Here is a 16693-nt window from a genome sequence, read left to right on the forward strand (position 1 = left end):
CGAGGTAATTAGATGAACCAGGAACTGACAAACAACCCGTTCAACCCCGTCGCACCGACGCAGACCTTTGATGAAATCAGGGTCAGCCTCGCGTCGCCGGAGCGTATCCTGTCGTGGTCCTACGGCGAGATCAAGAAGCCCGAGACGATCAACTACCGCACGTTCAAGCCCGAGCGGGACGGCCTGTTCTGCGCGCGCATCTTTGGTCCGATCAAGGACTACGAGTGCCTTTGCGGCAAATACAAGCGCATGAAGTATCGCGGCGTCGTCTGCGAGAAATGCGGTGTCGAAGTCACGCTGCAAAAGGTCCGCCGCGAGCGGATGGGCCATATCGAGCTTGCCGCGCCCTGCGCCCATATCTGGTTCCTGAAATCGCTGCCGTCGCGCATCGGCCTAATGCTGGACATGACGCTGCGCGATCTTGAGCGCGTGCTTTATTTCGAGAACTACGTCGTGATCGAGCCGGGCCTGACCGACCTGACCTACGGCCAGATGCTGACCGAAGAGGAATTCATGGACGCGCAGGATGCTTATGGCATCGACGCCTTCACCGCCAATATCGGTGCCGAGGCGATCCGCGACATGCTGGCCCAGATCGATCTGGAGTCCGAGGCCGAAAACCTGCGCGCAGATCTGGCCGAGGCCACGGGCGAGCTGAAGCCGAAGAAGATCATCAAGCGCCTGAAGGTCGTCGAGTCGTTCCTGGAATCCGGCAACCGCCCCGAGTGGATGGTGATGACCGTCATCCCGGTCATTCCGCCCGAGCTGCGCCCGCTGGTGCCGCTGGACGGGGGCCGCTTTGCCACGTCCGACTTGAACGATCTCTATCGCCGGGTCATCAACCGCAACAACCGCCTCAAGCGCCTGATCGAGCTGCGCGCGCCCGATATCATCGTGCGTAACGAAAAGCGGATGCTGCAGGAATCCGTCGACGCCCTCTTTGACAACGGCCGCCGCGGCCGCGTCATCACCGGCGCCAACAAGCGTCCGCTGAAATCGCTGTCGGACATGCTGAAGGGCAAGCAGGGCCGCTTCCGCCAGAACCTTCTGGGCAAGCGGGTCGATTTCTCCGGCCGCTCGGTCATCGTCACGGGGCCTGAGCTGAAGCTGCATCAATGCGGGTTGCCCAAGAAGATGGCGCTCGAGCTTTTCAAGCCGTTCATCTACTCGCGCCTTGAGGCCAAGGGGCTCAGCTCGACCGTCAAGCAGGCGAAAAAGCTGGTGGAAAAGGAGCGCCCCGAGGTGTGGGACATCCTCGACGAGGTGATCCGCGAGCATCCCGTGATGCTGAACCGCGCGCCGACGCTCCACCGGCTGGGCATCCAGGCGTTCGAGCCGATCCTGATCGAAGGCAAGGCGATCCAGCTTCACCCGCTGGTCTGCTCGGCTTTCAACGCCGATTTCGACGGTGACCAGATGGCCGTGCACGTCCCGCTGAGCCTTGAGGCGCAGCTGGAAGCGCGGGTGCTGATGATGTCGACGAACAACGTTCTGTCGCCCGCCAACGGCTCGCCCATCATCGTGCCGTCGCAGGACATGATCCTTGGTCTGTACTACACCACGCTGGAGCGTGCGGGCATGAAGGGCGAGGGCATGATGTTCTCGTCCATCGACGAGGTGCAGCACGCGCTGGACAGCGGCGAGGTGCATCTGCACGCCCGCATCACCGCGCGCATCCCGCAGATCGACGCCGAAGGCAATGAGGTGTTCGAGCGGGTCGAGACGACACCGGGCCGCGTGCGGCTGGGTGCGCTTCTGCCCAAGAACGCGAAGGCGCCGTTCAGCCTGGTCAACCGCCTTCTGCGCAAGAAGGAAGTGCAGCAGGTCATCGACACCGTCTACCGCTATTGCGGCCAGAAGGAATCGGTCATCTTCTGCGACCAGATCATGACGATGGGCTTCCGTGAGGCGTTCCGTGCCGGGATTTCGTTCGGCAAGGACGACATGGTGATCCCGGACAACAAGTGGGACATCGTCGGCGAGACGCGCGAGCAGGTCAAAGGCTTCGAGCAGCAGTATATGGACGGCCTGATCACTCAGGGCGAGAAGTATAACAAGGTGGTCGATGCCTGGTCGAAATGTAACGATCAGGTCACCGAGGCGATGATGACCAACATCTCGTCCGGCAAGACCGACGAGAATGGCGCCGAGGCAGAGCCGAACTCGGTATATATGATGGCCCATTCCGGCGCCCGCGGCTCGGTCACGCAGATGAAACAGCTGGGCGGCATGCGCGGCCTGATGGCCAAGCCGAACGGCGACATCATCGAGACGCCGATCATCTCGAACTTCAAGGAAGGTCTGACCGTTCTTGAATACTTCAACTCGACGCACGGCGCCCGTAAGGGTTTGTCCGATACGGCGCTCAAGACCGCCAACTCGGGTTATCTGACCCGCCGTCTGGTGGACGTGGCGCAGGACTGCATCGTGCGAGAGCATGATTGCGGCACCGACCGCGCGATCACGACAGAGGCTGCCGTCAATGACGGCGAGGTCGTCTCGTCCATTGGCGAGCGTCTGCTGGGCCGCGTCGCGGCCGAAGACATCCTGCGCCCCGGCACCGATGAGGTGCTGGTCAAGGAAGGTCAGCTGATCGACGAGGTGACGGCAGATGCGGTCGAGGAAGCGGCGGTTCAGACCGCGCGCATCCGCTCGCCCCTGACCTGCGAGGCCGAGGATGGCGTTTGCGCCATGTGCTACGGGCGCGACCTTGCCCGCGGCACCATGGTCAATCAGGGCGAGGCTGTCGGCATCATCGCCGCGCAGTCGATCGGCGAGCCGGGCACGCAGCTGACGATGCGGACATTCCACATCGGCGGCGTTGCGCAGGGCGGCCAGCAGTCGTTCCTGGAGGCCAGCCAGTCGGGCAAGATCGCGTTCGACGGCGAGCAGACGCTTGAGAATTCCTCGGGCGAGACGCTGGTGATGGGCCGCAACATGAAGCTGCTCATCCTCGGCGAGGGCGATGTCGAACTGGCCAGCCACAAGCTGGGCTACGGCACCAAGCTGCATGTCAAGGCGGGCGATACCGTGGCGCGCGGCGACAAGCTGTTCGAGTGGGATCCCTATACCCTGCCGATGATCGCCGAGAAGGCCGGCACGGCAAAGTTCGTGGACCTCGTGACCGGCGTTGCCGTGCGCGACGAGACGGACGATGCCACCGGCATGACCCAGAAGATCGTGATGGACTGGCGCGCGGCCCCCAAGGGCAACGAGCTGAAGCCGGAGATCTTCATCGTCGATGCGGATGGCGAGCCGGTGCGCAATGACGCGGGCAACCCCGTCACCTACACGATGTCCGTCGATGCGATCCTCAGCGTCGAAGAGGGCGACGAGATCAAGATGGGCGACGTTGTCGCGCGGATTCCGCGCGAGGGCGCCAAGACCAAGGACATCACCGGCGGTCTGCCGCGTGTGGCCGAACTCTTTGAGGCGCGCCGCCCCAAGGATCACGCCATCATCGCGGAAATCGACGGCTATGTGCGCTACGGCAAGGACTACAAGAACAAGCGCCGTATCTCGATCGAGCCCGCCGATGAGACGCTGGAGACCGTCGAATACATGGTCCCCAAGGGCAAGCACATCCCGGTGCAGGAAGGCGACTTCGTGCAGAAGGGTGACTACATCATGGACGGCAACCCGGCGCCGCATGACATCCTTGCCATTCTGGGTGTCGAGGCGCTGGCAGATTACATGATTGACGAGGTGCAGGACGTCTATCGCCTTCAGGGTGTGAAGATCAACGACAAGCACATCGAAGTCATCGTGCGCCAGATGCTCCAGAAATGGGAGATCCAGGACAGCGGCCAGACGACTCTGCTCAAGGGCGAGCATGTGGACAAGGCCGAGTTCGACGCCGCCAACGAGAAGGCGCTCAAGAAGGGCGTGCGCCCCGCACAGGGCGAGCCGATCCTTCTGGGCATCACCAAGGCGTCGCTGCAAACCCGCAGCTTCATCTCGGCGGCGTCCTTCCAGGAGACGACGCGCGTGCTGACCGAAGCCTCGGTTCAGGGCAAGCGGGACAAGCTGGTCGGTCTCAAGGAGAACGTCATCGTGGGCCGCCTCATCCCGGCGGGCACCGGCGGCGCGACCCAGGAGATGCGCAAGATCGCCGCCAGCCGCGACAACGTCGTTATCGAAGCGCGCCGCGAGGAGGCCGAAGCGGCCGCCGCGCTGGCAGCACCGGTCATGGACGAGGGTGGCGACACGCTGGTCGATACGCCGGAAAACCGCGACGAGTAAGCGGCAGGCTGAAAAAAAGGAAAGGGCCTCGCGGCGACGCGGGGCCCTTTTTCATTGGCGGGTTTTCATTGGCGCCATCGATATGCAAACGCCCGCGCCGGTGAGGGCGCGGGCGCTGTGCCTTGCGGTTTTTAAGCCCCGTCAGAAGATCAGGCTCGGCAGCCAGAGCGCGATTTGCGGGAACATGAAGACCAGCGCCAGCCCCAGGATCTGCAGCGCCACAAAGGGCAGGGCGGCCCAGTAGATGTCGACGATCGTGATGGATTTAGGCGCGACGGACCGCATGTAGAACAGGTTGTAGCCGAAGGGCGGCGTCAGATAGGCCGACTGCATGCTGAGGATGAAGAGCACCGCAAACCACGTGGTGTCAAAGCCCAGATCCTTCACGATCGGCACGAATAGCGGCACGGTGATGAAGACGATGGCAAAATCGTCAAGGAACATGCCGAGGATGAAATACGCCACCAGCATCGCGATGATGACAAGGTTCGGCGACAGGTCGTAATCCTCGATCAGCTCGCCCACGACCATCCCGGCGCCGACGCCGACATAGATCTTGGAGAAGAAGACCGCGGCGATGGTGATCCACATCAGCATGCCCATCAGCTTGGTCGTGGACAGCATCACATAGCGCAGCATGTCCCAGCTGACGCGCCGTTGCACGGCCGCGATCAGCAGCGCCCCGAAGGCGCCGATGGCCGATGCCTCGGACGGGGAGGTGACGCCGCCGATGATGCAGCCCAGGACGGTGAAGATCAGCAGGCCGGGCGCGATGAGAAAGCGCAGGGATTTGAGCTTTTCGGATGTGGTGAACTGCTCCTCGGCGGGGGGGCCGAGGGTGGGATTGATGCGGCAGCGGATCAGGATGTAGATGATGTAGATCCCCGCCAGCATCAGGCCGGGGACCAGCCCCGCGGCAAAGAGCTTGCCCACGGAATCGCGGCTGAGGAAGGCGTAGATGATCATCAGAACGCTGGGCGGGATCAGGAAGCCGAGCGCGCCGCCCGCCATGATCGTGCCGGTAACGAGGCGCTTGTCATAGCCGCGGCTCAGCATGGCGGGCAGGGCGATGATGCCAAGGCTGACCGTCGCCGCGCCCGACACGCCCGCCATGGCGGCGATCAGCGCGCAGATCACGACCGTTCCGATGCCCAGCCCGCCGGGCAGGCGACCCATCAGCTTGTGGATCATCTCGAACAGATCGTCCGTGATGCCCGAGCGCTGCAGGACCAGCCCCATGAAGATGAAGAGCGGCAGCGCCACCAGCAGGAAATTGTCCATCGCGCTGAAGGTGGAGGAGATCAGCAGATCGAGCCCGCCGTCGCCGTAGATCGCATAGGCGCTGCCGATGCCGCAGATCGTCAGCGCCCAGGCCAGCGGCGCCCCCAGCGCCATCAGCACCAGCATCGACGCAAACATGATGCCGGTTATCGCCAGCGGGTCCAGATTTTCCATCGGTTTTTCCTTGATACGTTGGCGATGCGCACCGCCGCGCCGTCAGCGTTTGGTGTCTACGGCCGCGGCCGTGTCGCCGTCCAGGATGGAAGGCAGCAATTCGGGGTCGATATCCGATTCGATCTCGTTCTCGCGCGGATCGTCATAGTCGATCTTCAGCAGCGTCAGCAGCGCGCGCAGCAACTCGGCGAGGCTTTGCAGCAGGATCAGACCAACGGCGATGGGAATGACCGTCTTGATCGGATAGAGCGGCGGCTGCCACATGCTTTTGTTGGAGTATTCCAGCACGGCCCAGCTTTCGGCGGCGAAGGTGATCGACAGTTTCAGGAAGATGGCCAGAACCACAGCCCCGGAAGAGAAGATCAGCACATCGCAAAAGGCGCGGCCGCGTTCGGGCAGGGCACCCCAGATGACCTCGCTGCGCACATGGCCGCGGTGGCGCAAGGTATAGCAGCCCGCCAGCATGCAGAACGCACCATAGAGCATGGTGCTGGTCTCATGCGCCCAGAGCGTCGGGGCATCGAGGAAATACCGCGAGACGATTTCGATCATCAGAACGCCGATCATCGCGACCGTCAGCCAGGAAATGGCCCGCCCGACATATTCGGACAGGCCGTCCTGGGCGACAAGATATCTTGTCACCCAAGCCATCACAGGCGGCCTTGCGCCTTGGCGTTCTCGATCAGCAGCTCGATCAGCTTGGCGTTGCGCTCGGAGCGGTCGGCCTCTTCCTGCCAGACTTCCTGCGCGGCCACGGTCAGCTGCTTGGAATCCTCTTCGGGCAGAACCGAGAATTCGAACACGTCGCCCTTGTCCACGACCGACTGGTTGCCGGCGGCAAGCCATTCGTTGAGGTCGGTCGCGTATTGCGCGATGGCGTCCTCCATGATCGCCTTGTGCTCGTCCGACAGTGCATTCCACTTCTCGGGGTTCGCGATGAACGTGTCGGTCCAGCCGGGCATCAGCATGTTGAGGCGGGTGTAATGCGTCGCCGTCTCGTTCAGCTTCAGCTGCTCATACTCGATCGGGCCGCCATAGATGGCGCCGTCGATCACGCCGGTGGACAGCGCGATATAAAGCTCGCCCGCAGGCAAGTAGACCGTCGGAATGTCAAAGCTTCCCAGTACCTTGGCGATTTGCGAGGTTGCGCGGATCTTGCGCGTCTTAAGATCCTCCAGCGACGTGACCGGCTCTTTGGTCAGCAGGTCGTAATCGTGACCGTAGGCCTTGCCCAGATAGACAACGCCGGCCTCCTCATAGGCTTCGGTCAGGATCGTATCGACCGGCTCGCTGTCGAAGAACGCGCGGGCCTCCTCCAGGCTGGTCCATCCGCCGGGCAGGCCGGCCTCGATGTTGCCGATGTCCACCTGGCCGGACCAGTAGCTGCCGACGCCGTGAGCGATGTCGATGGAGCCTTTGGACGTCGCCTCAAGCAGTTGGTCGCTGGCCACCAGCTCGCCGCCGTGGAACACCTGAACGCGCAGGTCGCCGCCGGATTTTTCCTTCACGGTGTCCTGGAACGTTTCGATGATCGGGTCGATCTCGGTGCCCATGAACGTGTGGAACCGCAGCCGCGTGGTGTCTGCGCTGGCCGCGGATGCGATAGCCGACAGCGCCACGGCGCCGGACAGTGCGGTAAGCGCGGCACGGCGCGTGAGCAGGTTTATTGTCATATGATTTTTCCCTCCAAGGTGGACGCATTTGCGCCCTTTATCAGGGGGCGCGTCATCGCTCGGACATGCCCCCGCTTTGTCGCCCCGCGCGGCGGGGCCTGCGATGAAAGCCTACATCATGGTCTATATTGCCGACAACGATAATGTGCGGGCCGTGCCCGATTGCTGCGCGAACAGGGGGTGCCTGCGCCCTAATAGGGGTTTGGAAACAAGCGCTTGAGTGCTTGTTTGCGCGATTTGGTCAAAGGTATCTGGCCATGACGCCGCGCATCTTACATCATGTCGAAACTGCGCGGCCCACCAGCGCAACCCGGAAAAACGATCGCGCGCTGCAAGATGAGCGAAATGCCTCACCGCGCGCGATGGCACTCACCAACAGGAGAGACATGAGAATGGCCAAGAAGAAGCAAGCCAAGGCGCCCAAGGAAAAGCTGGTCGGCCTGACCGAGATCTACCGCTACATGCGCCGCAACAAGACCCCGATTTACGTGATCATGCCGACGCCCTTCAACCTGATGGGGCTGGACCAATGGGTTGGCGGGCTGGAATTCGTCAATTATTTCGATGTCTTCGACGGCCAGCATCCGCGCGTCTTCAAGCCCACCCAGATCGGCGCGCCGGTGTTCCAGTCGATGGAGGACGTGGGCAACTACCTGGTCGATCACCCCGAATTCCGCGAGCGGGTCGCTCAGCGCGATCCCGGTCTGGCCGTGTTCGTGATGTTCGACGAAAAGACCGAGGATCTGTGCCGCGAGATCGGCCTGAAGATCGCGCTGCCGACGAACGAGCTGCGCCATCGTCTGGACAGCAAGATCGAGACGACGCGAATCGGCAATGTCGGCGGCGTCGCCAGCGCGCCCAACGTAATGGGCGAGGCGGATAGTTACGAGGCGCTGAGCCAGCTGGCGGACAGCGCGGGTCTGGGCAGCGATTTGGTGGTGCAGACGCCTTACGGCGACAGCGGGCGCACGACGTTCTTCATCACCTCACAGGAGGACTGGGACAAGGTCTCGGCCAAGGTCATCGGCGAAAAGCTGAAGGTGATGAAGCGCTTGAACCATCTGCCCGGCACCATCGAGGGCTGCGCGACGCGGCACGGAACGTTGGTGGGCCCGGTGATGACCGACATCACCGGCTTTGAGGAAATCACCCCCTACAAGGGCGGCTGGTGCGGCAATGACGTGTCCCCGGCCATCCTGCCGGACGGCGTGCCCGACAAGGTGCGCGAGATGGCGCGCAAGCTGGGCGATCAGCTCTACAAAGAGGGGTACAAGGGCGTTTTCTGCACCGATTTCCTGCTGGATACGGACACCAACGAGGTCTATCTTGGCGAGATCAACCCGCGCGTCTCGGGCGCGACGCCGCCCACGAACCTCATCACCTCCACCTATGGCGGCTGCCCGATGTTCCTGTTCCATCTGCTGGAATTCATGGATGTCGATTACGAGATCGACCTAGACGAGGTGCAAAGCCGCTGGAATCATTACGATTACTGGACGCAGCTGATCCTCAAGCAGACCGAGGACAAGGTCGAGCTGATCACCCACGCACCGCAATCGGGCATCTGGACGATGGCCGAGGATGGCAGCATCAGCTTCGTGCGGCCGGGGCACAACATCAACGCGCTGGGCGACGAGCATGAGGCGTTTTACCTGCGGGTCTACGGGGTGGGCGAATACTGCTATCACGGCGCCGATCTGGGCTGCGTACTGGCGCGCGGGCGGATGCAGTCGGACGAGCGCGAGCTTCTGGACCGGGCCAAGATGTGGAACAGCGCGATCAAGGCGCAGTTCACCAGCGTTCCGCTGACCGCCGAAACCGAAGTTGCGATGCCGGCGGACATGACGGCCGGCAAATGGTTCTGAGCCATGCGCGAACGGGGGCTATTCTGCGTCCCCGTTCGGCGCGCCGATGGCGTCGATGTCATTTCTGACCCAGAAAAACCCGAATCCCTGACCGCGCAGCCACACTTCCAGCTTGTCGAGGCTCCCCCATTCGCGGCGCATGCCCCGCGCGCTCTCCAGCGACATCCAGACGCCGTCCACCAGAAAGAAAACGGTCCAGGTGAACGGGTTGCGATCCTGGTCCCCGAAACCGCCGCCCTGCATCGTGCGCCGGACCCGCACGATCGCCGGATATTGCGTGATCCGGTACGTCTGAACCAGCGCCTGAATATCGGTCTGGCGGATGGTTCCGGCGGGGACAGGGGATTGCAGCATGCCCGCGATCTTGACAAAGCGGGACTCAAAGTCAATATCAAGCCATCATGCACAATGGTGCGGCGCCCGTGTCACGGCGCGGCGCACGTGCCGTGCAGAAGGCACATCGCAGCTCACAATAGCGTCTCATTCTTCCTCGTGCCGCATTTCTTGGACATATCATGCAACTGAACTTCACCAGCCTCGCAGAAGACCGGCCATCGGGCGCCCTGCGCGAGGTTTTCGCCCGCGGCTGGCCCGGCTGGTCCGACTGGCAGCGCACCCGGCGCACCGCGGCGCCTGCCGATCTGCGCGATGCGCGCCTTGCCCTGCGCCGCCACATGCCCGAATTCGAGACGCTCTGGGACCGCTGGGTGCGGCTGTGCGGCGATGATACGGATGCGGCGCTGTTCCTCAGCTTCTGGTCGCCGCCCAAGTATCTGGTGAACTGCTCCCAGGCGGTGCTGGTCGATGCCGACGGCCCGCTGCTGATCCGCAACTATGATCTGGACCCGCAACTGAACGAGGCGACGCTGCTGTCGACCGGCTGGCGCGGGCGCCGCGTGGCGGGCATGGTCGAGGGAATCGTCGGGCTGGCGGACGGGATGAACGATGCGGGCCTTGCGGTGTCGCTGACCTTCGGGGGCCGGCCCGTCAGTGCGGCGGGGTTCGGAATTCCGTTGATCGTGCGCTACGTGCTGGAGATGTGCGTTGACGTCCCGCAGGCTGTCGAGGCGCTCCGCGCGGTGCCGTCGCACATGTCCTACAACTTAACCGTCGCGGATGCCTCGGGCGATTGGGCCACCGTCTATGTCTCGCCCGACCGCCCCGCGATCGTCACGCGCACGCCCTTTGCCACCAACCACCAACTGGGCGTGGAATGGCCGCATCACGGCCGTTTCTCGAACACCCAAGGCCGGTCCGATCATCTGGAGCATCTGCTGTCCGATCCGTCGCTGACCGCTGCCGAACTGGAGGCGGCGTTCCTGACGTCCCCCTTGGCCAGCACGCGTTATGACAAGGGGTTCGGCACGGTCTATACCGCCTGCTACCGCCCGGCGGCGGGCACGATATCGCTGGCGTGGATGGATGGCACGCGCGAGGATTGGACGCTGGACGCGATCGACTCCCGCGCGCGGTTGGTGGCCTTCAACGAGACCGGCTCGCGCAGTGTGCAGCCGCAGGGCGCGCCGCCCTTGCCCGCGGGTCCGGACGGGGGCGCCGTGCCGCTCGGCGGCTAGAACGCGGCGCGGCAGCGGCGGCTGACATTACCCAAAGTTTTTTGGAACCCGTATCTTGGGTCATGCGTTGAGATTTTTCAACGCGGCCGCGTGTCTTGCCCACCGGCCCGATTGCGCGCAAATGACAGGAGATCCGCCATGACCCATAGACGCCTCTGGTTTTCTGGGTTCGCGGTGCTTCTGATACTGATCGCCATTGCCTTCGCAATCGTCTGGCGTCCCGCGATCGACGAGATCAGGGAGGGTTCCGCGCCGCAGGTGGACGCGGCGCAGATCGCGCGCGGATACGAGCTGGCCCAGCTTGGCAACTGCGAAAGCTGCCATACTGCGGAGAACGGCGCCGCCTACGCTGGCGGGCGCAAGATGGAGACACCGTTCGGCGCCATTTATGCCGTCAACATCACACCGGACCGCGCGCATGGCATCGGCGCATGGGGGCCGGACGCCTTCGCCCGCTCCATGCGCGATGGGGTCAGCCGCGATGGCACGCATCTTTATCCTGCCTTTCCTTACACCCATTTCACCAAGCTGACCGACAGCGACATGAGCGCGCTTTACGCCTATCTGCGCTCGGTTCCGGCCGTGGCCGAAAGTGCGCCGGAAAATGAGCTGCCGTTTCCGTTCAACATCCGCGCATTGATGGCGGGCTGGAACCTTCTGTTCCTGGACAAGGACCAGATCACGCCGGTGCAGGGCGAGGACGACGATTGGAACCGCGGCCGCTATCTGGTCGAGGGGCTGGCCCATTGTGGCGCCTGCCACACGCCGCGCAACGCGGTCGGCGCCGAAAAATCCGCCGCGTTCCTTGCGGGCGCCGAAATCAACGGCTGGTACGCCCCGCCGCTTGCCGGTGCTGAGGCGGGCCCGTGGAACACCGAACAGATGGAAGCCTATCTGGCGAACGGCTTCAGCCGGGCGCATGGTGCCGCCGCCGGGCCGATGGGCGAGACCGTGGGAAATCTCGCGCAGGCGCCGCGCGCCGATATCACCGCAATGGCGACCTACGTGGCCAGCCTGACCGAAGGCGCCGCCGAAGAATTGGCCGCCATCGACAATGGCGTGCCCGAGGACATGGACGCGGCGCATACGCTCTGGACCGGGGCTTGCGCCGATTGCCACCGCAACCCGGTGCGCGATCAGGGCGGCGCGCTGAACCCGTCCTACGGCGTGCCCCTGTCGACGGGTGCGGCCGTTCGCAGCTCCAAGCCGATCAACACCCTGCGCACCATCGCGGGCGGCATCGATGCCTATCGCGACGTGGGCGGCCCCTACATGCCCGCGTTCGAGGATAGTCTGACATCTGCGCAGATCGCCGATCTGGCGCGTTATGTGCGTGCGCGGTTCTCCGATCAGGCGCCGTGGGAAGACCTGCAGGAGCGGGCGCAGGACATTCTGGGCCAGGTGGACCCGGACGAAAACCGTGAGGGAGATGCGCAATGAGTATCACGATCGATGTCAACGGCACCCAGCATGAGGTGGAGGGCGATCCCTCGATGCCCCTGCTTTACGCGCTGCGCGACCAGATCGGCCTGCGCGGGGCCAAGTTCGGCTGCGGTCTGGGCCAGTGCGGCGCCTGCACCGTCATCGTCGACGGGCGCGCCGTCTATTCGTGCCTGATGCCGATCTCGGCGCTTGAAGGGCGGGCCGTCACCACCACCGAGGGGCTGCTGGAGGATGGCGAGCCCGGCAAGGTGCACCGCGCCTTTATCGAGGAGCAGGCCGCGCAGTGCGGCTATTGCATCGCCGGTATGGTGATGCGCGCGCAGCACCTGCTGGAGCGCAATCCCGACCCGACCGATGATCAGATCCTGGACGGGATGCAGACCAACCTATGCCGCTGCGGCACCCACGCCGCGATCATCCGCGCCGTCAAGCGCGCGGCGCGCAGCTGAGCGCTGCCGGACCGGACCCGAAGAGGAGAGCGACGCCATGACCATCGCGACAAAGACCGCCAGTGAGACCCGGCGCACCCTGACCCGCCGCAGCCTTCTGAAAGGGGCGGGAGGGCTTGTCGTGGCGTTTTCGCTCGGCGCGGGCCGCGTGCAGGCGCAGGATCTGCCGCAGGCGGGCGAGCTGAAATCCGTCTCGCTGGATGCGGTGCAATCCTATCTGGCGATCGACGCAGACGGCCTCGTCACGGTCTATAGCGGCAAGATCGACTATGGCACGGGCGTGCGCACCGGCTTTGCCCAGATGGTGGCCGAGGAGCTGTATGTGCCGCTGGAGCGTGTCACGGTGATCGAGGGCGACACCGCGCTGACCCCCGATCAGGGCCCGACCTATGGGAGCCTCTCGATCGAGGTGGGCGGCAAGGCGATCCGCCTGGCCGCCGCCACTGCACGCGAGGCGATGCTGGCCAACGCGGCCGAGCAATTCGGCGCGGAGCGCAGCGCGCTGTCGATCAGCGATGGCGTCATCTCGGGCGGCGGGCAAAGCATTTCCTATGCCGACCTGCTGAAGGGCGCGGCGTTCGATCTGGACCTTGACGAGGACGCGGCGCTGAAGGATCCGGCGAGTTTCACCATCGTCGGACAGCCCATCATCCGCGATGGTCTGCCCGGCAAGATCACCGGCGATTTCCAGTATATGCAGGATTTCAAGCTGGAGGGCATGGTGCATGCCCGCGTCGTGCGCCCGCCCGCCATAAGCGCCGCGATCAACGCCGTCGATGAGGCGTCGATCTCGCATCTGAAGGACGTCCAGATCGTGCGCAAGGGCGCCTTTCTGGCCGTGGTGGCCGAGGATGAATGGACCGCCGTGCGGGCCGCGCGCGAATTGGCCGTGACGTGGGACGCCGCCGACAGCCTGCCCGATCAGGCCGAGCTGTGGGAGCACGTGCGCCAGACGCCTATCGTCAAGGACGAGATGACCAGCGATATCGGCGATGTGGATGCGGCGCCCTCCGCGCGCGAGATCACGGCCACCTACGATTTCGCGCTGCACACCCACGGCTCCATCGGGCCGTCCTGCGCGGTGGCCGATTTCACCGATGGCAAGCTGATCAGTTGGTCGTCGTCGCAGGCCACCCACCGGCTGCGCAGGCAGCTTTCGGATATGTTCGGGATCCCCGACGACGATATCCGCTGCATCTATATCGAGGGCGCGGGTTGCTACGGGCGTAACGGGCACGAGGATGCCGCCGCCGACGCCGCGCTTTTGGCGCGCGAGGTTGGCCGCCCCGTGCGGGTGCAGTGGATGCGCCATGACGAACATGGCTGGGATCCCAAGGGGCCGCCCACGTTGATCGACATGACGGCCAGGTTCGACGATGCGGGCGACGTGAGCGCGTGGGACACCGAATTCTTCATCCCGCAGGGCGGCGGCGGGCGCGTCGCGCTTCTGGGCGCGGATCTTGCCGATCTGCCGACGACGTCCGAGCTTAACCCCGGCGGCATCACCAACGATTCCGCCATCCCCTACGGTTTTCCCAATGTGCGCACCGTCTGCCACCGGCTGGAGACGACGCCGCTGCGCCCGTCCTGGATCCGGGCGCCGGGCCGGATGCAGAACACCTTTGCCAACGAGTGCTTCATCGACGAGATCGCGGCCGAGCTGGGCGCCGATCCGATGGAATACCGGCGCGGGCTGATCGACCAGTCCGATGCGCGCGGGCTGGAGGTGCTGGACCGGCTGCGCGACTTCTCGGAATGGGAGGCGCGCCCGTCGCCGAGCAGCGGGCAGGAGGGCGCCCGGCTTGCCGGGCGCGGCATGGCCTATGTCAAGTATGAGCTCAAGCGCACGTATGTCGGCGTCGTGGCCGAGGTGACGCTGGACGCCCATTCCGGCGCCATCAAGGTGGACCGCTTTCACGTGGTCCACGATTGCGGCCAGATCATCAACCCCGCCGGCGTGCGCGCCCAGATCGAGGGCAACGTGATCCAGACCACCAGCCGCACGCTGATGGAAGAGCTGACATTCGATCGGCGCATGGTGACCAGCCTTGACTGGGCAAGCTATCCGATCATGCGGTTCAAGGACGTGCCGGAGGTCCGGATCGAGCTGATCGACAGGCCCAATGATCCGCCATGGGGCGCTGGCGAGCCGACGGCGGTCGTCGTATCCGCCGCCATATCCAATGCGGTATTCGATGCCGTCGGCGCGCGCCTGCGCTCGGTCCCGTTCAAACCGGAAAAGCTGCGCGCGGCCTTGTCCGAGGCGCGGGGCTGAACGCGGGCCGCGTTCAGCCCCGGCGGCCTGTGTCAGGTGCGGCCGTGTGACTTGCGGAAGGCAAGATACGACAGCGGCAGCGATCCCAGGTAAAGGATGTTGCCGATGATCAGCGTCGGCCACGGATAGACCACGAGGCCAACCACCAGGATCACCGCGCCGACCACGATAAACGGAAAATGGGTGATCTTGACCGACGCGTGCTTGATCGAAAAGGTCGGGATGGTGCTGACCGCCAGCAATCCGACGCCGATGATGTAGAAACTGCGCGCAACCGGAAGATCGGTGTTCTGCCAGCCGCTGAGGTGCAGAAAGATCGGCATCAGCGCAAGGCAGGCCAGCGCCGGGGCCGGCACGCCCACGAAGAACCCGTCCTTCTTCAGCGTCACGTCGGCCCGGTCGATGGACAGGTTGAACCGCGCCAGCCGCAGCGCGCAGCACACCGCCAGTACCAGTGTCGCCAGCCAGCCGAGGCTGGCATATGTCGTTCCGGTATAAAGCGTGTTGTACAAAAGCAGTCCCGGCGCGATGCCGAAATTGAAGAAATCCGCGAGGCTGTCCAGCTCGGCGCCGAACGGGCTGGTCGAATCCAGATATCGCGCCAGCCTGCCGTCGGCGGCGTCCAGAAACACCGCCAGCAGGATGAAATAGAGGCTTGCGGTCAGATGCCCCTCAAGGCTCATCCGGACCGATGTCATGCCCGCGCATATCGCAAAAACGGTCACGATGCTGGGGACGAGGTGGCGCAGCTTGATGCGCTGGGGCCGGGTCATTGCGGCACTCCGGGGCGGCGGGCGTCCGGCGTGGCCAGATCGGCCAGAATCGTCTCGCCCGCCACGGCGGTCTGGCCGACCGAGACAAGCGGCGCGACGCCTTCGGGCAGATAGACATCCAGCCGGCTGCCAAACCGGATCAGGCCAAAGCGGTGTCCGGCCTCGACAGCGTCGCCCTCGCGCACGAAACAGACGATGCGCCGCGCGACGAGCCCCGCGATCTGCACCACGCCGATCCGCACGCCTTCGGGCGTTTCGATCATCAGCGCGTTGCGCTCGTTCAACTCGCTGGCCTTGTCGAAGGACGCGTTGAGGAACTGCCCCTTGTGATAGGCGATCTTGCGCACCGTGCCGGTAAGCGGCGCGCGGTTCACGTGGCAGTTGAACACGTTCATGAAGACCGACACGCGCGTCACCGGCGCATCGCCCAGATCCAGTTCGGACGGTGGCACGACATACTGGATCAGCGACACGACGCCATCGGCGGGCGACAGGATCAGCCCCTCCTGCTGGGGGATCACGCGCACCGGATCGCGGAAGAAGTAATAGCACCAGACCGTCGCGCCGCAGCCCAGCCAGAAGAGCGGCTGCCAGACGAGGCCCAGAATGATGGTAATCGCGGCGAAGATCGCGACAAATTTCCGGCCTTCCCTGTGCATGGGAACGGCGACGATCTTGAGCATGTTCATGGATGGACTTTCACAGGATTCAAAAGGATGCGGGAGGGTTCTTGCAGCGCGGCATCGCATCTGGTCCCGGCAAATGACGCGAGCGCAGCTTAGCGCGCCCGCGCCGAAACGTCCAAGCGGTTTTGCGTGCGACGCCGTTTGCGGCGCTATCGATGCGGTTGGCAATGCGCCCTCTGGCCAAGATCACTCGGCCTTCAGGCAAAATCGGATTTCGGCCGCCGCATCCAGCAGCGCGTCCAATTGCTTGGATCAGCT

Annotated in this window: 12 protein-coding genes; 6 read left to right on the plus strand and 6 right to left on the minus strand. The window is 64.1% G+C overall.

All coding sequences use genetic code 11. From position 1 onward, the window contains the following. Positions 1-12: 12 nt before the first annotated feature. Positions 13-4242, plus strand: a complete 4230-nt coding sequence (gene rpoC / locus DC366_RS03935) for a DNA-directed RNA polymerase subunit beta' (protein ID WP_108690919.1) — start codon at positions 13-15, stop codon at positions 4240-4242. 141 nt (positions 4243-4383) lie between these two features. On the opposite strand, the gene DC366_RS03940 is transcribed toward rpoC, so the two are convergent. From DC366_RS03940 to DC366_RS03950, 3 genes are read right to left on the minus strand one after another with little or no spacing between them, the layout of a single operon-like run. Next, positions 4384-5697 (minus strand): TRAP transporter large permease, encoded by a 1314-nt coding sequence (locus DC366_RS03940; protein WP_108690920.1) that lies wholly within the window; start codon positions 5695-5697, stop codon positions 4384-4386. A 42-nt stretch (positions 5698-5739) separates the two neighbouring features. Then, positions 5740-6348: a TRAP transporter small permease subunit gene (locus tag DC366_RS03945; protein WP_108690921.1), complete on the minus strand. Its 609-nt coding sequence runs from the start codon at positions 6346-6348 to the stop codon at positions 5740-5742. Then, the gene (locus tag DC366_RS03950; RefSeq protein ID WP_108690922.1) at positions 6348-7370 is read right to left on the minus strand and encodes a TRAP transporter substrate-binding protein; all 1023 of its coding nucleotides are present in this window, start codon (positions 7368-7370) and stop codon (positions 6348-6350) included. Before DC366_RS03950 ends, DC366_RS03945 begins: the two co-directional genes overlap by 1 nt. A 392-nt stretch (positions 7371-7762) precedes the next feature. On the opposite strand from DC366_RS03950, the gene DC366_RS03955 reads away from it, so the two are divergent. Beyond that, positions 7763-9235: a biotin carboxylase gene (locus tag DC366_RS03955; protein WP_108690923.1), complete on the plus strand. Its 1473-nt coding sequence runs from the start codon at positions 7763-7765 to the stop codon at positions 9233-9235. Between the two features lie 18 nt (positions 9236-9253). Here the strand turns inward: DC366_RS03955 and DC366_RS03960 are convergent, their stop codons facing one another. Beyond that, positions 9254-9589 (minus strand): hypothetical protein, encoded by a 336-nt coding sequence (locus DC366_RS03960; protein ID WP_108690924.1) that lies wholly within the window; start codon positions 9587-9589, stop codon positions 9254-9256. A 161-nt stretch (positions 9590-9750) separates the two neighbouring features. Between DC366_RS03960 and DC366_RS03965 the strand changes: the two genes are divergently transcribed. The 4 genes from DC366_RS03965 (at position 9751) to DC366_RS03980 (ending at position 14976) form a co-directional block, all read left to right on the plus strand. Next, positions 9751-10809, plus strand: a complete 1059-nt coding sequence (locus DC366_RS03965) for a C45 family autoproteolytic acyltransferase/hydrolase (RefSeq protein ID WP_108690925.1) — start codon at positions 9751-9753, stop codon at positions 10807-10809. A 138-nt stretch (positions 10810-10947) separates the two neighbouring features. Continuing rightward, on the plus strand, positions 10948-12249 hold the full coding sequence (locus DC366_RS03970; RefSeq protein ID WP_108690926.1) for a cytochrome c: 1302 nt from the start codon (positions 10948-10950) through the stop codon (positions 12247-12249). Continuing rightward, a complete protein-coding gene (locus DC366_RS03975; RefSeq protein WP_108690927.1) occupies positions 12246-12701 on the plus strand; it encodes a (2Fe-2S)-binding protein in 456 nt (151 codons plus the stop codon). Before DC366_RS03970 ends, DC366_RS03975 begins: the two co-directional genes overlap by 4 nt. 37 nt (positions 12702-12738) lie before the next feature. Next, a complete protein-coding gene (locus tag DC366_RS03980; protein ID WP_108690928.1) occupies positions 12739-14976 on the plus strand; it encodes a xanthine dehydrogenase family protein molybdopterin-binding subunit in 2238 nt (745 codons plus the stop codon). A gap of 32 nt (positions 14977-15008) precedes the next feature. Here DC366_RS03980 and DC366_RS03985 read toward each other — a convergent pair whose 3' ends face one another. Both DC366_RS03985 and DC366_RS03990 read right to left on the minus strand, forming a co-directional pair. Further along, positions 15009-15749, minus strand: coding sequence for a CDP-alcohol phosphatidyltransferase family protein (locus tag DC366_RS03985; protein ID WP_108690929.1), 741 nt, complete (start codon positions 15747-15749; stop codon positions 15009-15011). Next, a complete protein-coding gene (locus DC366_RS03990) occupies positions 15746-16498 on the minus strand; it encodes a phosphatidylserine decarboxylase (protein ID WP_279305752.1) in 753 nt (250 codons plus the stop codon). Before DC366_RS03990 ends, DC366_RS03985 begins: the two co-directional genes overlap by 4 nt. Positions 16499-16693 lie beyond the last annotated feature (195 nt).

It is taken from the genome of Pelagivirga sediminicola, from assembly GCF_003072125.1.
GTDB classification, from domain to species: Bacteria; Pseudomonadota; Alphaproteobacteria; order Rhodobacterales; family Rhodobacteraceae; genus Roseovarius; species Roseovarius sediminicola.